Origin of the sequence: Pseudomonas oryzihabitans (genome assembly GCF_014522265.1) — a bacterium.
Lineage (GTDB): Bacteria > Pseudomonadota > Gammaproteobacteria > Pseudomonadales > Pseudomonadaceae > Chryseomonas > Chryseomonas aestiva.
This window is the reverse complement of the sequence record NZ_CP017024.1, coordinates 718,966-740,683: the sequence shown is the minus strand read 5'-3', so window position 1 is coordinate 740,683 and position 21,718 is coordinate 718,966. Positions and strand designations below refer to the sequence as shown.

The 21,718-nt window shown below is 67.1% G+C and carries 20 protein-coding genes and 1 pseudogene; 6 read left to right on the top strand and 15 right to left on the bottom strand.

The genetic code is table 11. The features are described from left to right. Positions 1–188: 188 nt before the first annotated feature. Both nhaA and crcB read left to right on the top strand, forming a co-directional pair. Positions 189–1,358, top strand: a complete 1,170-nt coding sequence (gene nhaA, locus BGI51_RS03470; RefSeq protein WP_187980322.1) for a Na+/H+ antiporter NhaA — start codon at positions 189–191, stop codon at positions 1,356–1,358. 12 nt (positions 1,359–1,370) lie between these two features. Beyond that, positions 1,371–1,748: a fluoride efflux transporter CrcB gene (gene crcB, locus BGI51_RS03465; protein ID WP_187980321.1), complete on the top strand. Its 378-nt coding sequence runs from the start codon at positions 1,371–1,373 to the stop codon at positions 1,746–1,748. Positions 1,749–1,767: 19 nt separating this feature from the next. Here crcB and BGI51_RS03460 read toward each other — a convergent pair whose 3' ends face one another. Beyond that, a complete protein-coding gene (locus BGI51_RS03460; protein ID WP_187980320.1) occupies positions 1,768–2,820 on the bottom strand; it encodes an acyltransferase family protein in 1,053 nt (350 codons plus the stop codon). Between the two features lie 351 nt (positions 2,821–3,171). After that, positions 3,172–3,693 (bottom strand): hypothetical protein, encoded by a 522-nt coding sequence (locus BGI51_RS03455; protein ID WP_187980319.1) that lies wholly within the window; start codon positions 3,691–3,693, stop codon positions 3,172–3,174. Positions 3,694–3,927: 234 nt separating this feature from the next. Here BGI51_RS03455 and BGI51_RS03450 point away from each other — a divergent pair, with 234 nt between their 5' ends. Further along, positions 3,928–5,364 (top strand): dihydrolipoyl dehydrogenase, encoded by a 1,437-nt coding sequence (locus tag BGI51_RS03450; protein WP_187980318.1) that lies wholly within the window; start codon positions 3,928–3,930, stop codon positions 5,362–5,364. Between the two features lie 548 nt (positions 5,365–5,912). On the opposite strand, the gene BGI51_RS23950 is transcribed toward BGI51_RS03450, so the two are convergent. The 4 genes and pseudogenes from BGI51_RS23950 to BGI51_RS03435 form a co-directional block, all read right to left on the bottom strand. Beyond that, positions 5,913–6,680 (bottom strand): methyl-accepting chemotaxis protein, encoded by a 768-nt coding sequence (locus tag BGI51_RS23950; RefSeq protein ID WP_372240067.1) that lies wholly within the window; start codon positions 6,678–6,680, stop codon positions 5,913–5,915. Between the two features lie 87 nt (positions 6,681–6,767). Continuing rightward, positions 6,768–7,775 (bottom strand): annotated as a pseudogene (locus BGI51_RS23945) (cache domain-containing protein); the annotation flags it as partial. A 234-nt stretch (positions 7,776–8,009) separates the two neighbouring features. Then, positions 8,010–9,422 (bottom strand): sugar porter family MFS transporter, encoded by a 1,413-nt coding sequence (locus BGI51_RS03440; RefSeq protein ID WP_187980316.1) that lies wholly within the window; start codon positions 9,420–9,422, stop codon positions 8,010–8,012. 184 nt (positions 9,423–9,606) lie between these two features. After that, a complete protein-coding gene (locus BGI51_RS03435) occupies positions 9,607–10,500 on the bottom strand; it encodes a LysR family transcriptional regulator (RefSeq protein WP_187980315.1) in 894 nt (297 codons plus the stop codon). A 96-nt stretch (positions 10,501–10,596) separates the two neighbouring features. On the opposite strand from BGI51_RS03435, the gene BGI51_RS03430 reads away from it, so the two are divergent. Continuing rightward, positions 10,597–11,766, top strand: a complete 1,170-nt coding sequence (locus tag BGI51_RS03430) for an MFS transporter (RefSeq protein ID WP_187980314.1) — start codon at positions 10,597–10,599, stop codon at positions 11,764–11,766. A gap of 13 nt (positions 11,767–11,779) precedes the next feature. On the opposite strand, the gene BGI51_RS03425 is transcribed toward BGI51_RS03430, so the two are convergent. Further along, the gene (locus BGI51_RS03425; protein ID WP_187980313.1) at positions 11,780–12,340 is read right to left on the bottom strand and encodes a carboxymuconolactone decarboxylase family protein; all 561 of its coding nucleotides are present in this window, start codon (positions 12,338–12,340) and stop codon (positions 11,780–11,782) included. Positions 12,341–12,520: 180 nt separating this feature from the next. Between BGI51_RS03425 and BGI51_RS03420 the strand changes: the two genes are divergently transcribed. Continuing rightward, complete coding sequence (locus BGI51_RS03420) at positions 12,521–13,021, top strand: GNAT family N-acetyltransferase (RefSeq protein ID WP_187980312.1); 501 nt, start codon at positions 12,521–12,523, stop codon at positions 13,019–13,021. Between the two features lie 9 nt (positions 13,022–13,030). Here the strand turns inward: BGI51_RS03420 and BGI51_RS03415 are convergent, their stop codons facing one another. Next, positions 13,031–14,077: an alpha/beta fold hydrolase gene (locus BGI51_RS03415; RefSeq protein ID WP_187981258.1), complete on the bottom strand. Its 1,047-nt coding sequence runs from the start codon at positions 14,075–14,077 to the stop codon at positions 13,031–13,033. A 359-nt stretch (positions 14,078–14,436) separates the two neighbouring features. Here BGI51_RS03415 and BGI51_RS03410 point away from each other — a divergent pair, with 359 nt between their 5' ends. Then, positions 14,437–14,688, top strand: a complete 252-nt coding sequence (locus tag BGI51_RS03410; RefSeq protein WP_133861391.1) for a hypothetical protein — start codon at positions 14,437–14,439, stop codon at positions 14,686–14,688. A 177-nt stretch (positions 14,689–14,865) separates the two neighbouring features. Here the strand turns inward: BGI51_RS03410 and BGI51_RS03405 are convergent, their stop codons facing one another. From BGI51_RS03405 to BGI51_RS03375, 7 genes are all read right to left on the bottom strand, one after another. After that, the gene (locus tag BGI51_RS03405) at positions 14,866–15,696 is read right to left on the bottom strand and encodes a glucose 1-dehydrogenase (RefSeq protein WP_133861390.1); all 831 of its coding nucleotides are present in this window, start codon (positions 15,694–15,696) and stop codon (positions 14,866–14,868) included. A 69-nt stretch (positions 15,697–15,765) separates the two neighbouring features. Further along, positions 15,766–16,245: a hypothetical protein gene (locus BGI51_RS03400; RefSeq protein ID WP_187980311.1), complete on the bottom strand. Its 480-nt coding sequence runs from the start codon at positions 16,243–16,245 to the stop codon at positions 15,766–15,768. 124 nt (positions 16,246–16,369) lie between these two features. Further along, on the bottom strand, positions 16,370–17,491 hold the full coding sequence (locus BGI51_RS03395; RefSeq protein WP_187980310.1) for a hypothetical protein: 1,122 nt from the start codon (positions 17,489–17,491) through the stop codon (positions 16,370–16,372). A gap of 257 nt (positions 17,492–17,748) precedes the next feature. Continuing rightward, positions 17,749–19,185, bottom strand: coding sequence for an NAD(P)(+) transhydrogenase (Re/Si-specific) subunit beta (locus BGI51_RS03390; RefSeq protein ID WP_187980309.1), 1,437 nt, complete (start codon positions 19,183–19,185; stop codon positions 17,749–17,751). Between the two features lies 1 nt (position 19,186). Then, on the bottom strand, positions 19,187–19,501 hold the full coding sequence (locus BGI51_RS03385; protein WP_133861386.1) for an NAD(P) transhydrogenase subunit alpha: 315 nt from the start codon (positions 19,499–19,501) through the stop codon (positions 19,187–19,189). 35 nt (positions 19,502–19,536) lie between these two features. Further along, on the bottom strand, positions 19,537–20,655 hold the full coding sequence (locus BGI51_RS03380; RefSeq protein ID WP_133861385.1) for a Re/Si-specific NAD(P)(+) transhydrogenase subunit alpha: 1,119 nt from the start codon (positions 20,653–20,655) through the stop codon (positions 19,537–19,539). A gap of 123 nt (positions 20,656–20,778) precedes the next feature. Next, positions 20,779–21,651, bottom strand: a complete 873-nt coding sequence (locus BGI51_RS03375; protein ID WP_187980308.1) for an alpha/beta hydrolase family protein — start codon at positions 21,649–21,651, stop codon at positions 20,779–20,781. Positions 21,652–21,718: the final 67 nt, after the last annotated feature.

Below are 21,718 nucleotides of genomic sequence, written 5' to 3'. Positions count from 1 at the left end.
CGAAGACCGCGGGCCGCCACCGCAAGCGGCCAGGCGGCGTCCCAGAGCGCCCGCCACCGTGAGGCGATTTTCTGCTGCGACCACCCGCGCTGCCGTAGTAGGATTATCGGCTGGGTGTCGCCGCAATCGTGCGGTAGGACAGGTTGAATCGAGCGCAGGTCGGGCCGCCGCGCGGAGTCCTGCTGCCCATGTCACCTCTGCCTTCCCCCGCCAAGGCCCTGGCCTTTCTCAATCGCTTCTGCGCCGCCGAAGCGGCCGGCGGTATCGTGCTGATGGTGGCCGCGGCCATCGCCCTCATCGTCGCCAACTCGCCGCTGGCCGACGGCTATTTCGCCAGTCTGCACTGGTATGTGGGTGGCCTTTCGCTCGGTCACTGGATCAACGACGGCCTGATGGCCATCTTCTTCCTGCTGGTGGGGCTGGAGATCAAGCGCGAGATGGCGGTCGGCCAACTCGCCAGCTGGGGCGATCGCGCCCTGCCGGGTCTCGCCGCCCTGGGCGGCATGCTGGTGCCGGCGCTGCTCTATGCCCTGGTCAATCGCCACGACTCCCAGACGCTCGCCGGCTGGGCCATTCCCGCCGCCACCGACATCGCCTTCGCCCTCGGTGTGCTGTCGCTGCTGGGTTCGCGGGTGCCGGCATCGCTCAAGGTGTTTCTCTCGGCGCTGGCGATCCTCGATGACCTCGGCGCCGTGCTGATCATCGCGCTGTTCTATACCAGCGACCTCTCCACCACCATGCTGCTGGCCGCGGCCGGTCTGGTGGCCGTGCTGTTCCTGCTCAATCGCCTCAAGGTCACCGCCCTGCTGCCCTATCTGCTGGTCGGGGCGCTGCTGTGGTTCTGCATGCTGCGCTCGGGCATCCATGCGACCCTGGCCGGGGTGATCCTGGCGCTGTTCATTCCGCTGGGCGATACCGAGGCCGACGATGCCTCGCCGCTGCTCCGGCTGGAGTCCGCGCTGCACCCCTGGGTGGCCTTTCTGATCGTGCCCCTGTTCGGCTTCGCCAATGCCGGGGTGTCCCTGGCCGGGATGTCGCCCGCCAACCTGCTGGATCCGGTCCCGCTGGGTGTGACCCTGGGGCTGTTTCTCGGCAAGCAGGTAGGCATCACGCTGATGGCGGTGCTGGCCATCCGCAGCGGTCTGGCGCGACTGCCCGAAGGTGCCAGCTGGCTACAGCTCTATGGCGTGGCGCTACTCTGCGGCATTGGCTTTACCATGAGTCTGTTCATTGGTGCCCTGGCCTTTCCGGGTGCGCCCTTCCTGGTCGACGAGGTCAAGATCGGCGTGCTGCTGGGGTCGCTGCTGTCCGCCCTGGCCGGCATTGCCGTCCTGCTCCTGGCCGCCCGCCGTCGTTGAGAGGAACCTGAGATGCCCTATGCGCTGTTCGCGGTGATGGTTGGCGGTGCCCTGGGCAGCGCCTGTCGCTGGTGGGTCGGCCTGCGGCTGAATGCGCTGTTCCCACTGCTGCCCCTGGGCACCCTGCTGGTGAACCTGGTCGGCGGCTTCGTCATCGGTCTGGCGCTGGGACTGTTTTCCCGCTATCCGGGGCTGGAAGCCCAGTGGCGATTGCTGCTGGTGACCGGCTTCTGCGGCGGTTTCACCACCTTCTCGACCTTTTCCGCCGAGGTGGTGGGGCTGCTGCAGAGCGGTCGCCTGGGCTGGGCGGCGCTCACCATCACCATCCATGTGCTGGGATCCTTGCTGTTGACCCTGGCCGGTTTCGCCCTCGCCGGTCGCCTCGGCTGAGGCGACCGGCCATCCGGGGTCAGGCCGGTGCCACCGGCGCGGTCGGGGCCTGGCGGCGCGGCTTGAATCTCAGCGCCGGCGCCTCGATCAGGTGCCAGGAGAGCACCGCGAAGCCCAGGGTCAGGACGTAGCTCACCAGCAGGAAGCCGGGCAGCGAGAAGCTGTCGGGAAACCAGTGCATGAGCAGTTGCTGGACCGGGAAGTTGAACAGGTAGAGGCCGTAGGAATAGTCGCCGAAGCGGCCGAAGCCGTGCAGCACCGGTACCTGCACCTGGGCCAGGTAGATGATCACATAGGCCAGCGACACCAGGTGGATCACCGGCAGGATATGCCAGACGATGGCCGCCAGCGACAGCAGGCAGAGCGCCAGGGCGATATCCAGGCGCCAGGGGATGCGCGGCCCCGCGAGTTGCAGCAGGGCGCCGGCGAAAAAGAACATCCCCAGGCTGAACACCTTGTGCAGCACGAAACTGGCGACGCCCATCTGCGGCAGCAGCAGGAAGTTGCCCAGCACCAGCACCACCAGAGTGGCCATGACCACCGAGCGGGTCAGCAGCCCCAGCACGCCGATGATCAGCAGCGACAGGTACATGAACACCTCGTAGGGCAGGGTCCAGTAACTGCCGTTCACCGTGTCCGGAAAGGGATTGCCGGTGAAGACGCCGGGCAGCTCGAAGCGGGTCATCAGCAGGATGTTCTTGAAGAAGCCCAGGGTCTGGCGATCGCTGAAGTAGGCGCTCGTCTCGCGACTGGTGGCGAGCCAGCCCACCACCAGCACCGAGAACAGCACCGAGACGATCAGCGCCGGAAAGATCCGCAGGGCGCGCTTGAGGATGAAGTCCAGGGGATTGCGACTGCGCTGGAAGGACGCCGTGATCAGGAAGCCGCTGATCACGAAGAACACATAGACGGCGATATTGGCCGCGTCGGTAAAGCCGGTGAAATTGAGGATCGGCTCGGCGCCGATGTGTCCCGAGAGCCAGAAGCCATGGCCGATCACCACGGTGGACGCCGCGGCGAATCTCAGGAAATCGAAGTTGTTGCGTCCGTGGGGGACGTGAGCGGTGGTCATGTCTGCTCCTCGCAGCCGTGGCCCATGCCGCGGCCGCCGCCCGGGAGCGAACTCCAGGCGGACAGCGACGCAGACGGCATCGGCGGAAACGCCCGTCGTGAGACGCGCGCAGGCAAAGGCCGCTGCCGGCTGGACCGGCAGCGAAAGGGCGACAGCCGACGCGATCAGCGCGATCGGTCGGCCGGCGAGGGCAGGGGCGCTATGGGGGGCTGAGCGGCGCGAAAGCGGGCGTCATGCGCCAGGACTCCGGAAAAGCGGTACTGCAAGAAGGAACGGGGGCGGCGAGGCGCGCGCAGGCGATCGGGGTCTGGGGCCTCCCGGCCGCCCCGGTCGTTGCGTACGCCTCGCTCATCAGGCGCTGGCCTGCAGCGGCTGTTCGTGCACGTCTTGCGACTGTTCCAGGGCGAAGGGTTCCTGGGCGAAATAGAGGGCGGCGCTCTGGCGGGCGTGATCGCCGAATTCATGCGGATGGCGCATGACGATCTGTTCGAAGGCGCCCGGCTCCAGGCCGTCTTCGTAGAAGCCGTTGTGGCACTGCAGGATGCCCGAGGCGCAGACGCTGCGCTCGACCGCGGCGATCAGGCCGCCGGCTCTGAGGCTCTTGACGATGTTGTGCGGCAGCCGCTGGCGGCGTCTCAGACTGGCGGCGGTGTCGCTGAGGGTATCGAGGATCTCGGTCTCGGCCGGCGACAGCTTGCGCACATCCAGCTTGGACTTCTGCACCAGGTAGCGACGGGAGAGCAGACGAGCCTGGTCATTGAGGGCCTTGAGTACCACGCCGCTGAGTTCACCACGGGTGAACAGGCCGGTTTCCAGGGCGATCAGGTAGGACCAATCGTTGATGAGCGGAATCTTGCTGATGTCACGTTCCATGTGAGTGCCTGCGTCCATTTAAGTTGGCTAATTGAGGATAGGACACCCTCAATGGTTCCAGTTCGCCAGTATAAAGTGACGAGTGGCATGGAATTTGACAGTCCTGACAAGAATTGTCGGTTTTTTGTCGAAGTGGGTCACGCCTTGGGAATGCAACCTCAACGCTGCGCTTGGGGTCCCTTGCTGGAGCCCTGGCGCGAGTCGGGTTAATCCTTCGCAACGTCAGGTGATGAGATGAGTGATCCCGCAGCCCCTTCCAGCTCTGCCGATCTCGACTGCGATGTCGCCGTGATCGGCGCCGGAACCGCCGGCCTCGCCGCCGAACGCGCCGCCCGGCGCCAGGGCGCGCGGACCCTGCTGATCGACGATCGCTGGGCCGGGACTACCTGTGCCTCCGTGGGCTGCATGCCCTCCAAGCTGCTGATCGTTGCCGGTGAGGCTCATCACGCTGTCCGCCGTGCCGCTACCTTTGGCATCGAAGTGGGTAGCGTCAGCGTCGATGGCGCGGCGGTCATGGCGCGGGTACGCCGTGAGCGCGACCATTTCGTCGCCGCCACCAAGCAGGGTTTCGCCAAGTTGCCCACGGGCGTGGCCCAGCAGGCCACGGCGCGCTTCGTGGCGGCGGATCGTCTACAGCTCAGTAATGGTAAGACTATAAGTGCTCGCAGCGTGGTCATCGCCACCGGCTCCTATCCCCTGGTGCCGGAACCTTTCGCCGCGCTGGGCGAGCGGGCGCTGACCAACGAGACGATCTTCGAGCTGCCCGATCTGCCGCGCTCCCTGGCGGTGATCGGCACCGGTCCGGTGGGCCTGGAACTGGCCCAGGCCATGGCCCGTCTGGGCGTGGCCGTCACCCTGTTCGGCCAGGACGATGGCCTGGGCGCGCTCAAGGATCTGGAGGTCAAGGCCGAGTTGCGCAAGATCCTGGAACAGGACCTGACCTTGCTGCTGGACGTCGAGGTGGACGCCCGCCGCGAAGGCGAGGGCGTGCGATTGTCCTGGTCCGGCGCGGCGAGCGGCGAGGGCGCGTTCGACTACGTGCTGGTGGCCGCCGGGCGACCGCCACGGCTCAAGGGCCTGGGGCTGGAAACCACCGGCATCGAGCTGGACGACCATGGCACCCCGGTCTACGACCCTGAGACGCTGCAGTGCGGCTCTTCGTCGATCTTCATCGCCGGCGATGCCGACCACGACCGGCCGATCCTCCATGAGGCCTCCGACGAGGGCGCCATCGCCGGGCACAATGCCGCCTGCTATCCCGAGGTCCGACCCACCCCCAGGTCGCCGCTGTTTTCGCTGATCTTCACCGATCCGCCGGTGGCCGTGCTGGGCAGTCCGCCCGACAAAGGCAGTCTGATCGGCACCTCTTCCTACCACGACCAGGGCCGCGCCCGGGTCGAGGCGCGCAACCAGGGCATCGCCCGTTTCTATGCCGAGCCGGGCACCGGCAAGCTCACCGGCGCGGCCATGGTCGGGCCGGGCATGGACCATATCGGCCATCTGCTGGTGCTGGCGCTGATCCATGGCGAGACCGCCAGTTCGCTGCTCGACATGCCCTTCTACCACCCCACCCTCGAAGAAGGCCTCAAGAGCGGCCTGCGCGAGATCTGCCAGGCCGCCCATAGCAGCCTGCGTGGCGATCGCGACCAGGGCTTGCCGTCCGGAGCTTGAGGGGAGTGTATCGGGACCGCGTCATGGCGTCGTAGGCTGGGTTGAGCGCAGCGAAGCCCAACGGGGTTTCCAGATCCAGCAGTAGAAAAGGCTGCGCCGTTTTCCACGCTACGGTTTTGCTAGAGGCACCCTCATCACAGCCCTCTCCCAGGGGGGGGGAGGGGGCAATCCAGCGCGGGAGCTTGCGTAGAGTGGATAACGGCGCAGCCTTATCCACGCGCCACCGACATCCCGCCCAACAAAAAAACCGCCAAGATCACCCGCGGGGTTTCTGCTACCACCAGCGTCGTAGGCTAGGTTGAGCGAAGCCCAACGGGGTGTTCGATACTCAGGGGAAAAGGCTGCGCCCTTTTCCACGCTACGGTTTTGCTAGAGGCACCCTCATCCCAGCCCTCTCCCAGGGGGAGGGGGCCGTTCGGCGCAGTGGGTAGGTTCAACGTCCGTAGGGCGGATAACGGCGCAGCCTTATCCACGCGCCACCGACATCCCGCCCAACAAAAAGCCCCGCCGGAATAACCCGCGGGGCTTCTGTTACCGCCAAAAAGTCATCAGGCCTTGAAGCGCCTTACCAGGCCATCCAGTTCGCCCGACAGTTGCGACAGGCGCGAGGAGTCGCGGGTGGTGGACTGGGCCAGGCCTTCCACCTGCTGGGCGTCGTCGTGGATCTGGGCGATGTGGCGGTTGATGTCCTCGGCCACCTGATGCTGTTCCTCGGCCGCCGCGGCGATCTGCAGCGCCTGGTCGCGGATCTCGTCCACCGACTGGCGGATGCCCTCGAAACTGCCACGCGCCTCGCTGATGGAGGTCACGCTGGTCTGCGACAGCTCCAGGCTGGTCTCGATCTGGCGAGTGACCTCCTGGGTGCGCCGCGCCAGACTGCCGAGCAGGCCGTCGATCTCGCCGGTGGAGTCGGCGGTGCGCTTGGCCAGGGCCCGCACTTCGTCGGCCACCACGGCGAAGCCGCGCCCCTGCTCGCCGGCCCGCGCCGCTTCGATGGCAGCGTTGAGCGCCAGCAGGTTGGTCTGTTCGGCGATGCCGCGGATGGTGTCGAGGATGGTGTTGATGTTGTGGCTGTCCTGCTCCAGCACCGCCATGGCCTGGGCCGACTGGGCCAGGCTGCCGCTGAGGCGGTTGACGTTGCCGGTGGCCTTCTCGATCTGGCCGTAGCCTTCCTGCACCTTGTGATGACCGGCGTCGGCGGAGGCCGCGGCCTGGCTGCAGGAGCGCGCGACCTCGTTGGAGGTGGCGACCATCTCGTTGAAGGCGGTGGAGACCAGCTCCACGGCTTCGCGCTGGCGCCCGGCCACTTCGTTCATGCTGGCCGCCGCCTGGGTGGTGGTCTGCGAGGCCTGCTGCAGATCGTTGGAGGCCTGGCCGATGCGTTGCACCAGCTGGCGGATGCTGGCGAGGAACTGGTTGAACCAGCCCGCCAGGGCGGCGGTTTCGTCCTTGCCCTGCACGTTCAGGCTCTTGGTCAGATCGCCTTCGCCCTGGGCGATGGATTCCAGGCCGGCGGAGACACCGCGGATCGGCCGCACGATCATGCCGGCAAAGGCCGCGCCGAGCACGGCGAACAGCAGCGCCAGCACCGCGGTGATGCCGGCGATCTGCCAGGTCAGGGCGGTGGCCTTACCCATGACTTCGCTGCGCTCGATCAGGCCGATGAATTTCCAGCCGAGGTCCTTGGCCTGATAGACGTTGACCATGTAGTCGGTGCCGTTGAGATTGACCTCACCCAGCCCGCTCTGGATGCCGCTGAGGGTCTGGTAGGCGTCGCCCAGCTCCTTGAGCTGCTTGAAGTTGTGCTTGGGATCGCGGGGGTCGACCAGCACGTTGCCGTTGTCTTCCACCAGCATCAGGTAGCCGCTCTGGCCCAGGGTGATGCTCTTGACCAGGTCGGTGAGCTGCTTGAGCGAGATGTCCAGGCCCACCACGCCGCGGACCTTGCCGCTGGCGTCTTCCATGGTCCGTACCACGCCCATCAGCGAGACGTCGTCGGTCGCCCAGTAGTAGGCCGGGGTGCGCACCACCTTGCCCGGATTGTTCATGGCCGCCTGGTACCAGGGGCGCACGCGCGGATCGTAGTTGGCCAGCTTGGCGTCGTCCGGCCAGCTGACGTAGCCGCCATCGGCCAGGCCCACCGACAGGTAGGCGGTGGTGGGATGGGTCTTGGCGAAGCGGGTGAAATAGCTCAGCGCCTGCTGGCCGGCTGCCGGTTGCGGGATCTGGGCGGCATCGGCGCCGCTGTAGTTCTTCAGCCCCTCCAGGGCCAGGATGTTCGGCTCCTTGGCGAGGAAGTCGACGTTCTGCTGGATGCCGGCAAAGAACTGCTGGATGTTGCGATCGATCTGGCGGATTTCGCGCCCGCTGCCGTCGAGGAAGTCGCCGGTGGCCTGACTGCGCACGTTCATGATGACCACGCCCGCCACCAGGATCACCGGGAGGCAGGCGGTTACCGCGAAAAGCGAGGTGAGTTTTTGTTTGATGTTCATCGAAAGCCCCGGTCGCGCGCTGCGCGAAGAGTGACGGCAACATGCCTTCACTCTGCATCGGCTTGGATAAGTCCGGCTTGATACGGAATGAAAAATTATTCCATTTGGTCCGCAGCAAGCCGGAAAATCGCCGATCGGTCGGCTAACGACCCGCTATAGCTCTTTCTTCAGATGGCGTTCGATTTCTTCCAGAGACTTGCCGCGGGTCTCCGGCAGGCAGAAATAGACGAATACCAGCGAGCCCAGGTTGATGGCGGCGAATACATAGAAGGTGTAGTTGCCGATGGCTTCCAGGGCCACCGGAAAGCTGAAGGCCACGGTGGCGTTGCACAGCCATTGCACGGCCACCGCCACCCCGGTCAGCAGGCCACGGACCTGGTTGGGAAACAGCTCGGACATCAGCAGCCAGTAGACCGGGGCGATGCACATCTGCATGAACAGCAGGAACACCAGGATGCAGGCCAGCGCCAGGTAACTCTGGGTGAGGTTCTGCGGCAGCCACAGCAGCACGCTGCCCAGCGCCAGTTGCGCCACGACCACGATCACCAGGCCGATCAGCAGCAGGGTGCGCCGTCCGGCGCGGCCGATGGCCCAGATGCCGAGCAGGGTGGCGATCACCGAGACCACGCCATTGCCGATGGTGGCGGTGAGGGCCGCGCTGGTGCCCATGCCGGTGCTCTTGAGGATGATCGGGGTGTAGTACATGAAGGCGTTGACCCCGGTGAACTGGGCGACGAAGCCCAGGCCGATGCCCAGCAGCAGCAACTTGACCACCCAGTCCTGGCCGAGCAGTTCGCGCAGGGGTGGGCGATGCCTGGCCTGCTCCTCGCTCTCGCGCATCTCCTGGACCTCGCGCTCGACCTCCTCGGGGGTGTCGCGCAGGCGCTCCAGCACGGCTTCGGCTTCTTCGATGCGGCCCTTGGCCGCCAGCCAGCGCGGCGAGGTGGGCAGCAGGAAGGTACCGGCGAACAGCAGGATGCCCGGCACCATGGCGATGGCCAGCATGTAGCGCCAGATGCCGTTGTCGTGCACCAGCCAGGCGAGCAGGGCGCTGAGCACATAGGCCAGCAGCTGGCCGCTGACGATCATCAGCTCGTTGCGACTCACCAGGCGACCGCGGCGCTTGGGCCCGGCGATCTCGGCGATGAACACCGGCACCGTGGCCGATCCGCCGCCCACCGCCAGGCCGAGCACGAAGCGCGCGACCACCATCAGCTCCACCGAGGGCGCCACCGCGGTACCCAGGGCGCCGACGACGAAGAGGATCGACAGCAGGCGCAGGGTGGTGCGGCGGCCGTAGCGATCGGCGAGATAACCCGCCGCCAGCGAGCCGAAGGCCGCGCCGACGATCAGGGCGGCGGTCACCAGCCCCTCGGTGTAGGCGTTGAGGCCCAGGCCACCCTGGTCGGGTGGCAGGGTCATGAAGGGTAGGGCGCCGGCGATGATGCCGGTGTCGTAGCCGAAGGCCAGGGCGCCCATGGTGGCGACCAGCACGGTAATGAAGATCAGCCGACGGGCCGAGGCCTTCTGGTCGGGGTCGACGGCGGGGGAAGCGGAAGCGGACATGGCAGAGCGGGATCCTGGCAAGACACGAGAGGGACCGGCGAACGGGGCGCCCTCAGGCCAGCGAAGCGAACGATTGGAGCGTTGCGAGTCAGCGAAGGGGCGCCATGGATGCGGGCGTGGGGGGTTAGGGCAGGGATGCCGGCTGGAGTTCCCGAGGTGGGCCGGCCGGGCGCGCCGCGCACCTTCAGCTGCCCAGCCGCTCCATCAGGAAATCCACGAACACCCGGACCCGCGCCGGCATGGTCGAGCCGCCGACGAAGACCGCGTGGATGGGCTCCAGATCGCCCGGGTTCCAGGCCTCCAGCAGCGGCACCAGGGCGCCGCTGCGCAGGTCCTCGACCACGCTGAATTCCCCGATGCGGGCGATGCCGGCACCTTCGCGGGCGAGCAGGGCCAGGGCCTCGCCACTGTTGCATTCGATGTTGCCGCTGATCTTCAGGGCGAAGGCCTGGCCGTCACGGACGAAGGGCCAGTCGGGCAGGGCGCGGCGGAAGTTGAATCTCAGGCAATTGTGGTCGAGCAGGTCTTCCGGCACCTGGGGCGTGCCGTGGCGGGCGAGATAGGCGGGCGAGGCCACCACCACCTGCCCGGTGACGCCGATGGGACGGGCGCTGAGGGGGCTGTCGGCCAACTGGCCGAAGCGGATCGCCACGTCGGCCTGGCCGGCGAGGATATCCACCACCTCGTCGCCCAGCGCCAGGTCCACGACGATATCCGGATAGCGGGCGCTGAAGGCCGCCACCAGCGGCACCAGGGTCATGCGGCCATGACCGAGGGCGGCGCTGACCCGCAGTCGCCCTCTGGGCACGCCCTGGTCGGCGATGGCGTCTTCCACCTCGGCCAGGTCCGCCAGGATGCGCCGCGCCGCGCGCAGATAGGCCGCCCCCTCCACCGTGAGGGTGATGGCCCGGGTGGTGCGCAACAGCAGCCGCGTGCCGAGGCGCTGCTCGGTGCGGGCGATGGAGCGACTCACCGCCGAAGGCGTCAGGCGCAGGGCCCTGGCGGCGGCGGACAGGCTGCCGGCCGCCACCACCTGGGCGAACACCGCCATCTCTCCCGAGCGACCATTGAGATCCACTTGTGACTCCAGGGCAAAGGTGCATGCCAAAACCGCCGTCTACCGGCGTTTGAGCGAGGAGCTTAGCATTCACGGCATAGATAAGGAGTCCTTCCCATGCGTATCAATCCACCCCTGCTGGCCCTGGCCACCGGTGCCTTCGGCATCGGCGTCACCGAATTCGCGCCCATGGGCATGTTGCCCGGCATCGCCGCCGATCTTGGCGTCTCCATCCCGGCGGCGGGCCTCCTGATCAGCGCCTATGCCCTGGGCGTGCTGATCGGTGCGCCGCTGATGACCCTGACCACCGGCCGCATTCCGCGCCGTCATCTGCTGATCGGCCTGATGGCCATCTTCACCCTGGGCAACCTGATGTCGGCGCTGGCCACCGACTACACCAGCCTGCTGATCGCCCGGGTGGTGACCTCGCTCAACCATGGCGCCTTCTTTGGCGTCGGCGCCCTGGTGGCAGCCAGCGTGGTCGCCCCGGACAAGCGCGCCGGGGCGGTCGCCGCCATGTTCCTGGGGCTGACCCTGGCCACCATCGGCGGCGTGCCCCTGGCCACCTGGTTCGGCGAATTGCTCGGCTGGCGCCAGGCCTTCTGGGGCATCGCCGGTCTCGGCCTGCTGACCATGGCCGCGCTCTGGTTCGCCCTGCCCAACGTGGCCCTGCCACCCAGCGACGGGGTGCTGGCCGAGATCCGCGTGCTGGGTCGCCCGCCGGTGCTGGCCGCCCTGGGGCTGACCGTGGTCGGCTCGGGCGCCATGTTCACCGTCTTCACCTATATCGCGCCCATCCTCGCCCGCGAGACCCATGGCTCCACCGCCTTCATCACCGCCATGCTGGTGCTGTTCGGCGTCGGCCTGACCCTGGGCAATCTCTGGGGTGGCAAGGCGGCGGACAAATCCATCGACCGCACCCTGATCGCCTCCCTGGGCGTGCTCATCGTGGTGCTGCTGGCCTTCAGCGTGCTGATGCGCTGGCCGCTGGCGGCCGCCGTGGCCATCCTCGTCTGGGGTATCGCCAGCTTCGCCCTGGTGCCGCCGCTGCAGATGCGCGTGATGGAAGCCGCCAAGGACGCTCCCAACCTGGCCTCGGCGGTCAATATCGGCGCCTTCAACCTGGGCAATGCCCTCGGCGCGGCCCTGGGCGGCGCGGTGATCGATGCCGGTCTCGGCTATCCGGCGATCTCCCTGGCCGGCGCCGGCATGGCCGCCCTGGGCCTGGCGATGGCCCTGGTCCTGGCCTGGCGCGGTCGGGCCGGCGCTGCGGCGGTGGCCGCCTAGGGCCGCGTCGGCGTCATTCGGCGAAGGGGCGGGGCGTATCGCCGCCCCGATCCACCGCGAAGGCATTGAGGGTCATGGCCACCAGGCTGTAGTAGCCATAGACGCCCACCAGTTCGACCATTCCCGCTTCACCAAACAGCGCCACTCCCTGCTGATAGAGATCCTCGGGAATCCGCCGAGTATCGTAGAGCGCGACGCCTATGGCATGGACACAGGTCTCCGCGGGCGTTTCGAAGGCCGGCACGGCGCCTAGCCTGAGCGCCTCGATCACGGCCTCCGCCAGGCCCGCCTGGCGGGCGATGGGTTCATGGATCTGCCATTCCGCCTGGGAGCGCCACCAGGCCGCGGTGGTGAGGATCGCCAGCTCCGTGAGGCGCAGGTCCAGGCGGGTGCCATAGCGGCAGAAGGCGCCCAGCCGCTGGGCGTGATCGGCCAGCGCCGGGCTGTGCACCCAGGCCAGGAAGGGACCGTCGAGATTGCCCCTTGGACCGCTCTGGATGGCGTCCAGCACCCGCTGCTGTTCTGGCGTGGTGTTCTGTTCGGACAGGGGCGTCAGGCGCGACGAGAGGGGCATGGCAGTGATCCTCGAAAGGGAGCGGGCGGCTCGGTTGGCTCATCCAATACCACCTCGGACCCCCAGGGCAAGGTCGCGCTGCCGCGCTCGAACAGTCTTGCCAAGGGTCGCAATCAGACTGGCAGCGCACCCCCGGGTCTGGTCACAATCGGCGCTGACCTTTTCCAGGGAGTCTTGGCGATGGACCGGACCTGCACCACCTTCTACCTTGAAATGACGTCCTCGGCCGAGTTGCGCGAGAAGCCGCCAAGGCCCGACCTGCAGATCGTCGAGTGCGAGGTGCCGCAACCCGAACTCAACCGCTTTCTCTATGCCCTGGTCGGCCAGGCATGGGACTGGAGCGATCTCGACAGCTGGAGCGAGGCGCAGTGGCGCGAACTGGTGGAGCAGGAGGGGCATCGCACCTGGGTCGCCTATCACCGCGGTGCCATCGCCGGTTACTACGAGCTGTACCGCCCGGATGGCCGCAACGTGGAGATCCGCTACTTCGGCCTGGCCGGCGCCTTCATGGGGCTCGGCTTCGGCGGTCCGCTGCTCAGCCACGCCCTCCGCTGCGCCTGGGACTGGGCGGGCACCGAGCGCGTCTGGGTGCATACCTGCACCCTGGATCACCCGGCGGCCCTGGCCAACTACCAGGCGCGTGGATTGCGGATCTACCAGGAAGAAACGACTCCGCTCTAGGCCAGGGCCCTAGCGCCCGGCAGGGACGCTGGGCAGCTTAGCGACGAATTGCGCCAGCTCCGCCGCATAGAGCCTGGCCAGCCCGGTGGTACCGTGCCCGCGCGTGTCGGCGCTGCCCGGAATCAGCAGATAGCGGGCACTCGGCACCTGCTTGAGCGCTGCCTGCATGAGGCCGGTTTCCGGTGGATTGCGCTCGTCATCCGCGGCGTTGATGGCCAGCACCGGCACCTTGATCTTAGCCAGCCCCGGCTCGGCGTTGTAGTCGGCCGAGGACTCCCACTGGTAGATGAAGTCATTGGCGTCGACGGCCACCGAGGCCGCCAGGCGCTTGTCGACCAGCGCATCCGCCTGGGCATGGGTGCCGGCGATCTCCTGGTAGTTCAGGGTGCCGCCACTGGTGGCGAATTCGAACATCGTCTTGGCCAGGCGCAGGGACGGCGGCTGGGACTGGTAATTGCCCTGGTTCCAGGCCGGGTCCTGCCTGATGGACTCCACCAGCATGCGCCTCATGATCCAGTTGCGGCCGGCCATCTCCGTCGGCTGCGCCGCCATGGGCACCAGGCCATCGGCGAAGCCGGGGTGCAGGCCGCCCCACAGCCAGGTCTGCATGCCCCCCATCGAATTGCCGATGATCAGCCGCAGGTGCTCTATCCCCAGCCCCTGGGTCAGCAGCAGGTAGTGCGCCTGCACCATGTCGGCATAGTTGTAATGGGGAAAGGCGGCGCGCAGGCCATCCGACGGCTTGGTCGAGCTACCGGTGCCGATCGCATCCGGAATCACGATAAAGAACTTGCTCGCATCCAGCGGCTGGCCCGGACCGAACAACTGACCGCCGACATCCTTGCTCAGCATCGCCGCCGCCTGCTGGCCGGTGCCGTGCAGCACCAGGACCACGGGATTGCCGCGCTTGCCCAGCGTCAGGTAGTGCAGGCGGAAGTCGTCGAGGGTTTGACCGGTATGGAAGGTGAAGCGCGGCACCACGAAGTCGCCTTCGACCGGCTTGGGTGGCTCGTCCGCCTTGACGCCCAGGGTGGTCAGCAGCAGCAGGAAGGTCATGGCCGAGTACAGGGTGGCCGTGGCGCGTCGCACGGTGCGAATGCTGTTCATTGAGGCCTTTCCGTTTCTTATTAAAATAATGATGAATCGAAAGGTATAAGTCCTAACGGCGCCGCTGACAACTCAGTCGCTCGGCCACCGCGGCAGTCGTCCCGCCGCAGCCAGGCACTCTCTCGTCTCCGCCGCTGAGTCGGTGCGCTGAGGGTCAGGTGCGCGCCCGTTGTGAAACGGCGCTGTGCAGGGCGGGGCGGGTAAGGGCTCCCGTCAGCCCTGACCGACGTTGGCGAGCGAAGCGCTGGAACACGGGCGCCAGCGGTCGAGTCGTAAAGAGCAATACCACCTGGAGAACCCTTGGCTCTATGCAAGCTCTTCGTAGTCAACTGGCGGCGCTGGACCCTCCCATCAAGCACGAAATCCAATCCCAGGGTGACAACCTGCTGATCACCCTCATCGACCCCGCCCGGCCGGCGCGGGTGTCGCGTACCCTCAACCAAGCCCTGGTGCGCAACACGGCGCTGCTCTACGAGGTGATCCGCGACGCCATCAACGAATTGCGCGCCGGCGGCAGCCTCCCGGACATCACCGCGGCAGACATCTATCCGGATAGCTAGCGACCTGCGCGATCCTTCTACCTGGCAGCCGCCTAGGGCCTGCCGCAGGTGGCTGCTCACGGATGGCCACGGCGGACTGCTGGCGATGGATATCGACATCGCCAGTACGGACCTCTGGCCGCCGCCGCGAGGACCTGGCCGGACAGCCTGGCGCCCAGTGGCGGCTGAGCGTCAAGGTCAGGGAATAGTGGGCGAGGGCGCTTCCGCCGTCGCGGGCGTCACCGCCGAACCGGCCAGCAGGCCGCCGTCCAGATTCAGCTCGCTGCCGGTCATGTAGGCGGCTTCGTCCGACGCCAGCAGCAGCGCGACGGCCGCCACCTCCTCGGGGCGGCCAAAGCGCCGCAGCGGCGTGTCTCGCACCAGCGCCGCCATGCGCGCCGCGCGGTCCGGGCCATCGCCCAGCATGGGCTCCCACATGGGCGTGAGGATGGCGGCGGGATGGATGGAATTGCAGCGGATAGCCAGGCCCTGCTCCGCGCAATAGAGCGCTACCGTCTTGCTGTGATTGCGCACGGCCGCCTTGGACGAGGCATAGGCCGCCGCGCCGGGGATGCCTACCAGCCCGGAGCGCGACGAAATATTGATGATGGACCCGGCGCCTGCCTGCCGCATGGCACGGATGCCGTATTTGCAGCCGAGAAAGACGCCATCGAGATTGGTGCGATGCACCGCATGCCAGTCTTCGAGACTGGCGTGTTCCGGGTCGTGGGCCACCATGCCCTGTTCGAAGCCGGTGATCCCCGCGTTGTTCACCAGCACATCCAGCCGGCCGCGCTCATCGAGGATCTGCCGCGTGATCTGCTGCCAGTCGGCTTCCAGGCGCACGTCCAGGGGCAAGTAGCAGGCACCGTCCCCCAGCTCGGCGGCGACGGCGCGGCCAAGGTCAGCGTTGAGGTCGGTGATATAGACGAAGGCGCCTTCCGCCGCGAAGGCCCGGGCGATGGCGGCGCCTATGCCCTGGGCCGCGCCAGTGACCAGCGCGGTCTTGTCCTTGAGTTTGGCTGCCATGCGAGTGCGCCCTCCAGATCGTGACTAGCCTCCGAGGGTAGCCCAGGCGGTTCGGTCAGGGGGCCAGCATCACGCCCGGGCGCTGACCCCGCTGGTGGTTTCGCCGGCCTTCTTCAGGGCTTCGGTGTAGGCAGCATAGGCGGTCGTCAGGGCCTCGCTGGCGGCAGCGACATTGGCCTGGGCGGCCTCGCGCGCGGCCTGGCTGGCCTCGTCAGCCTTGCCTTCGCCCTTGCTCCGGGCCTCCACCGCGCGCAACTGCTTCTGCGCCAGCTCCAGTTGCCGCTTGGCCATGTCGATGGCTTTCTGCAGGCTATCCAGGGTCTTGTTGCCGGTGCTGCCTTTCTCGCTGGCAGGGGCGGCGTCGGCTTCGGCCTGGTCCTTGATCTGGTTCAGCGGATTGGGCTTGCCGATGCCCTTGGACTTCTTGGCTTGCTCCACCTTGGCCGCCTCGTCCTCGGCGGTGGGCTTGGCAGTCGCGCCACCCAGCCTGAGCGTGGGCGCGCGCAAGATGCCGTGGCCAATGCCATTCACCGACAGCGTGCTGGACATCGCGGACTCCTTGAAAGGTACATCTCAAGGGTAGCGGCCGCCTGGGGCAAAGATTGAGCGAGCGGGGCGGCAGCAACCTCAGCCGCCGCCGGAGCGCGCGGGGGCTGGCCCCGCTGATCCCTAACTACTGGCTGATGACGGCGTGGTTGGAAAAGCCGCTCTGGGTGATGTTGATGGCATTGCCGGCGGTGTTCTGGGTCAGGTCGGCGGTGTGCTGGAAGCCGCTCTGGCTGGCGGTGATGCGGGAGGCGTCGCCGGTGACGTAGGCCGTTACCCCAAGGCCGTTGCCCTGCTGATCCACCTTCAGTTGGCCGTCGTTGCCGAGGTAATAGGCATTGATGCCATTGCCGTCGCCAGTGGACGCGAGGTCCAGCTGATTGCCCTCGCCCGAGACGGTGGCAGAGGCGCCATTGCCGTTACCGGTCTGCGCCAGGGTCAGGGTGCTGCCCACGCCATAGACATTGACATCGGCGCGGTTGAGATCGCCGCGCTGGGCGATGTCGACGCTGCTGGGGCGCGAGTAGCCGCTGGAGTGCCGGACCCGGGCATCGTTGCCGTTGCCTTCCTGCACCACCTTGGAATCCACCCGCTCGCCGGCCTGCTTGAGGCCGACATAGTTGTCATTGCCGCGCTGCTCGATGAGCGTTTTGGAGTCCTCGCCGTTCTGGCTCACCCAGACCCCGTTGCGCAGGCCGAAACTGGTCACCTGCAGGTCCTGGCGGTCACCATGCTGCGCCAGGTCGAGCTTGCCGTCGAGGCCATCCTGCCGCACCGTCAGGGTGTTCTGGCCTGCGGCGTAGCTGTCCTGCTCGATATCGATCCGGTGATAGCCGCCGTCCTGATGGACAGAGGTGTCCTGCCGCAAACCACTCTGCCGCACCACCGTCTCGTTACCACTGCCCGGCCCCTGATCGACCTGCACCCGGTCATAGCCGCCATCGCGCTGCTCGATATCAACCAGGCGCTGCGAGCCCCACGCCTGGTTGATCTCGACAGCGCTCTTGCCATTGGTCTGCAGCACCCGCACGCGGTCATCGGCATCGTTCTGCTGGGTGACCTGGGCATTGAGAAAACTGCCGCGCTGCTGGATATCCGCCTGGTTGCGCGCCGACAGCTCGCTGCCCTGGTTCAGGTTCACCACGTTGAAGCCGCCGTTCTGCTGGACGTTGGCCGTATTGGACGCGGCCCAGGCGGCACCGGTGTTGGCTAGCAGCAACGCGACCAGGAGGGAGCGGGAGGTTGGCATGGGGACGGTCCTTGAGGGCTGGGAGAGCCCGGAGCGTGAGCGTTCGATTGGGGGGTAGGGGATAGGTGAGGCGCTGAGAAATAATCTGATTAGTAAGGCTGAAGGCGCAATCGGTCGAAGGAGCGATGCTGATCCTTGCTTGAATAGCCTTGCGTTGAGTGCGTAAGCCTAAAGACTTCGAGAGAGAAACGTATGTCTTATGGGGTGCCAACGAACAGCTCCTCGCGACCACTCAGGCGGTCGCGAGGAGCCACGGCTTAATCCACCGCCTTGACCATCTCCTCGATGACCTTCTTGGCATCGCCAAAGACCATCAGGGTCTTGTCCAGGTAGAAGAGTTCGTTGTCCAGACCCGCGTAGCCGCTGGCCATGGATCTCTTGTTGACGATGATCGTCTTGGCCTTGAAGGCTTCGAGGATGGGCATGCCGGCGATGGGGGAGGTGGGGTCGTTCTTGGCGGCCGGGTTGACCACGTCGTTGGCGCCGAGCACCAGCACCACGTCGGCCTGGCCGAATTCGGAGTTGATGTCGTCCATCTCGAACACTTGGTCGTAGGGCACCTCGGCCTCGGCCAAGAGCACGTTCATATGGCCGGGCATGCGGCCGGCCACCGGGTGGATGGCGTATTTCACCGTCACGCCGTTATGGACCAGCTTTTCGGTCAGCTCCTTGAGCGCGTGCTGGGCGCGGGCGACGGCCAGGCCGTAGCCGGGGACGATGATGACGCTGTCGGCGTTGCCGAGCAGGAAGGCGGCGTCGTCCGCCGAGCCGGCTTTGACCGGGCGCTGCTCGCCGCTGCCATTGCTGGCCGCGGCTTCCGTCGCGCCGCCGAAGCCGCCGAGGATGACGTTGAAGAAGGAGCGGTTCATCGCCTTGCACATGATGTAGGAGAGGATGGCGCCGCTCGATCCCACCAGCGAGCCGGCGATGATCAGCATGGAGTTGTTGAGCGAGAAGCCGATGCCGGCGGCGGCCCAGCCGGAGTAGCTGTTGAGCATGGAGACCACCACCGGCATGTCGGCGCCGCCGATGGGGATGATGATCAGCACGCCGATGATGAAGGCCAGGGCCACCAGCACGGCGAAGGCGCCAAGGTTGCCGCTGAAGGTGAAGACCAGGCCCAGGGCAAGGATGGCCAGGCCGATCACCAGGTTGAGCGGGTGCTGGCCGGCGAAGCGCACCGGGGCGCCCTGGAACAGGCGGAACTTGTATTTGCCGGAGAGCTTGCCGAAGGCGATCACCGAACCGGAGAAGGTGATGGCGCCGATGGCCGCGCCGAGGAACAGCTCCAGGCGGTTGCCGCTGGGGATCGCTTGGCCGAAGGTGGCGACGATGCCCAGGGACTGCGGCTCGACCACCGCGGCGATGGCGATGAACACCGCGGCCAGGCCGATCATGCTGTGCATGAAGGCGACCAGCTCGGGCATCTTGGTCATTTCCACGCGCTTGGCCATGTAGGCGCCGGCGCTGCCGCCCACCAGCAGGCCGACGATGACGTAGCCGATGCCCTGTACTGCCAGCTCGCTGCCGAGCTTGTGGATCAGCGCCAGGGTGGTGAGCACGGCGAGGGTCATGCCGGCCATGCCGAAGGCGTTGCCGCGGCGCGAGGTGGTGGGGTGGGAAAGGCCCTTGAGCGCCTGGATGAAGCACACCGAGGCGACGAGGTAGAGCAGGGTGATGAGGTTCATGCTCATGTCAGCGCTGCTCCGCCGGGGCCTTGGGGGCCTTCTTCTTGAACATCTCCAGCATGCGGCGGGTGACTAGGAAGCCGCCGAAGACGTTGACCGCCGCCAGGGCCACGGCCAGGGTGCCCATGGTCTTGCCCAGCGGGGTGACGGTGAGGGCCGCGGCGAGCATGGCGCCGACGATGACGATGGCGGATATGGCGTTGGTCACCGCCATCAGCGGGGTGTGCAGCGCGGGGGTGACGTTCCAGACCACGTGGTAGCCGACATAGATGGCAAGCACGAAGATGATCAGGTTGTAGAGGCCGTCGGAAATCAGGTCCATGGGGGCAGTCCTTGTGAAGGGCGGAGAGCGGGCGCTCAGGCGTTCTTGCGGCGCAATTCGCCGCCGTGGCACATCAGGCAGGCGGCGACGATGTCGTCGGCCAGGTCGAGGTGGAAGGCCCCGTCCTTGAGCACCAGCTTGAGAAAGTCCAGCAGGTTGCGGGCATAGAGCGCCGAGGCGTCCGCCGGGACGCGCGCCGCCAGGTTGCCGTAGCCGACCAGGGTGACGCCGTGCCTGACCACCACCTGGTCCAGCTCGGTCAGCGGGCAGTTGCCGCCCTGGCTGGCGGCCAGGTCGACGACCACCGAGCCAGGCTTCATCTCGGCCACGGTGGCTTCGTGCAGCAGGGTGGGGGCGCGGCGACCGGGGATCAGCGCGGTGGTGATGACGATGTCGGCCTGCCTGGCGCGCTCGTGCACGGCCTTGGCCTGGCGCTCCATCCAGGTGGCCGGCATGGGCCGCGCATAGCCGCCGACGCCTTCGGCGCACTGGCGTTCTTCCTCGGTCTCGAAGGGCACGTCGACGAACTTGGCGCCGAGGGACTCGATCTGCTCCTTGACCGCCGGACGCACGTCCGAGGCCTCGATCACCGCGCCGAGGCGCTTGGCGGTGGCGATGGCCTGCAGGCCGGCCACCCCGGCGCCAAGGATCAGCACCCGCGCGGCCTTCACCGTGCCGGCGGCGGTCATCAGCATGGGCATGAAGCGCGGATAGTGGTCGGCGGCCAGCATCACCGCCTTGTAGCCGGCGATGTTGGCCTGGGAGGAGAGCACGTCCAGGCTCTGGGCGCGGGAGGTGCGCGGCGCCGCTTCCAGGGCGAAGGCGGTGAGGCCGCGGCCGTTGAGCTGGTCCAGGGTCTCCTGGGCGAAGGGGTTGAGCATGCCGATCAGCACGGCGCCGGGCTTCATCAGCGCCAGCTCGGCGGCATCGGGCGCCGCCACCTTGAGCACCAGGTCGGCGCCCAGCGCCGCGGCGGCATCGCCGAGCTGGGCACCGCTGGCGGCATAGGCCGCGTCGGGTACGCTGGCGCGCTCGCCAGCACCCCGTTGCACCACCACCTGGTGGCCCTGGCCGATCAGTTTCTTGAGGGTTTCGGGGGTCGCGGCCACGCGCGTTTCCCCCGCACCGGTTTCCATCGGGATGCCGATCAGCACGGGTGTTTCTCCTTGTTATTCGTGCCGCCACAATGGGACCTGGGGCAGCGGGATGACTGTCCGGAAACGACGGAGAGCTTTTGGAAAAGCGACAGGCACGCCCTGGGGCGGCCTGTTCGGGGCTCAGTTCACGCCCGGTGCCCGGGGCAGGGCGGCGAACCAGTCCAGGGCGCGGTCCCAGAGTGGCTCGGCGCTGGCGCGGAAATAACCCATGTGGCCGATGGCGCCGCCGTGCTGGCGGGGGTCAAGGTCTTCGCGCTGCAGGTCGACGTTGCGATAGGCCTGCATGAAGGCGTCGCGCGAGCGCGGGGTGGCCCAGAGATCGTCCAGGGCATTGACCGCGACGATGGGGGTGCGCACCGCCGCGTAGCCGGCTTCGATGCCCTGCATGGCCGGGTCGTCGAAGAAGTAGTGGGGATAGCTGCACCAGTGACGCCACTGGCGATAGACGTCGCGGGGCAGGTCTTCGCCCAGGCCCAGGGCGCTCCAGGGGCAGTAGCCCTTCCACCAGGTCAGCACCGGCAGCACCAGTTTCCACATGGTCAGCACCTTGAGTCTTTCCAGCGGCGGCATGTAGCCGTACCAGCCGGCGCTGGTGCCGAAGACATAGAAGCCGGCGACCTTGGCGTGGTTGGGCAGGAGGCCGAAGGCATGGCCGCCATAGGAATGGCCGACCAGATAGAGGGGAACGTCGCCCTGGGCCATGACGTCCACGGCGGCGGCGAGGTCCTGGCGCGCCCAGTCCAGCAGGTCCATGCGAAAGCCCTTGAGCGAGGCCGGCGCCGAACGGCCGACACCGCGATAGTCCAGGGTCAGGGTCTCGAAACCGCGGGCCGCGGCGTGCTGGGCGAAACGCCGATAGAAGCCCTGGGGCACGGCGGTGGCGCCGGCGACGATCAGCCGTCCCTGCAGCGGCCCCTGGGCGGGAAAGCGACTGGTGCTGAGGCGATAACCGTCCGCGGTGATCAAATCCTCGACGAGGGCGTCGCTTGGCATGGGGTGGTCCCTATGACAGTTGTTATAATGGCTGGACGGTAGATTATGACGACTGTCATAGCAAGGA

Bases quoted from the DNA above. Each gene is read 5' to 3' on its own strand.
- BGI51_RS03395 (WP_187980310.1), bottom strand. From the start codon at position 17,491: ATGCCAACCTCCCGCTCCCTCCTGGTCGCGTTGCTGCTAGCCAACACC.
- BGI51_RS03460 (WP_187980320.1), bottom strand. From the start codon at position 2,820: ATGACCACCGCTCACGTCCCCCACGGACGCAACAACTTCGATTTCCTG.
- BGI51_RS03455 (WP_187980319.1), bottom strand. From the start codon at position 3,693: ATGGAACGTGACATCAGCAAGATTCCGCTCATCAACGATTGGTCCTAC.
- nhaA (WP_187980322.1), top strand. From the start codon at position 189: ATGTCACCTCTGCCTTCCCCCGCCAAGGCCCTGGCCTTTCTCAATCGC.
- BGI51_RS03390 (WP_187980309.1), bottom strand. From the start codon at position 19,185: ATGAGCATGAACCTCATCACCCTGCTCTACCTCGTCGCCTCGGTGTGC.
- BGI51_RS03425 (WP_187980313.1), bottom strand. From the start codon at position 12,340: ATGCCCCTCTCGTCGCGCCTGACGCCCCTGTCCGAACAGAACACCACG.
- BGI51_RS03400 (WP_187980311.1), bottom strand. From the start codon at position 16,245: ATGTCCAGCACGCTGTCGGTGAATGGCATTGGCCACGGCATCTTGCGC.
- BGI51_RS03440 (WP_187980316.1), bottom strand. From the start codon at position 9,422: ATGTCCGCTTCCGCTTCCCCCGCCGTCGACCCCGACCAGAAGGCCTCG.
- BGI51_RS03385 (WP_133861386.1), bottom strand. From the start codon at position 19,501: ATGGACCTGATTTCCGACGGCCTCTACAACCTGATCATCTTCGTGCTT.
- BGI51_RS23950 (WP_372240067.1), bottom strand. From the start codon at position 6,680: ATGAACGAAGTGGCCGGGCGCCAGCGCGAAGCCGTGGAGCTGGTCTCC.
- BGI51_RS03450 (WP_187980318.1), top strand. From the start codon at position 3,928: ATGAGTGATCCCGCAGCCCCTTCCAGCTCTGCCGATCTCGACTGCGAT.
- BGI51_RS03375 (WP_187980308.1), bottom strand. From the start codon at position 21,651: ATGCCAAGCGACGCCCTCGTCGAGGATTTGATCACCGCGGACGGTTAT.
- BGI51_RS03430 (WP_187980314.1), top strand. From the start codon at position 10,597: ATGCGTATCAATCCACCCCTGCTGGCCCTGGCCACCGGTGCCTTCGGC.
- BGI51_RS03420 (WP_187980312.1), top strand. From the start codon at position 12,521: ATGGACCGGACCTGCACCACCTTCTACCTTGAAATGACGTCCTCGGCC.
- BGI51_RS03410 (WP_133861391.1), top strand. From the start codon at position 14,437: ATGCAAGCTCTTCGTAGTCAACTGGCGGCGCTGGACCCTCCCATCAAG.
- BGI51_RS03405 (WP_133861390.1), bottom strand. From the start codon at position 15,696: ATGGCAGCCAAACTCAAGGACAAGACCGCGCTGGTCACTGGCGCGGCC.
- BGI51_RS03415 (WP_187981258.1), bottom strand. From the start codon at position 14,077: ATGACCTTCCTGCTGCTGCTGACCACCCTGGGCGTCAAGGCGGACGAG.
- crcB (WP_187980321.1), top strand. From the start codon at position 1,371: ATGCCCTATGCGCTGTTCGCGGTGATGGTTGGCGGTGCCCTGGGCAGC.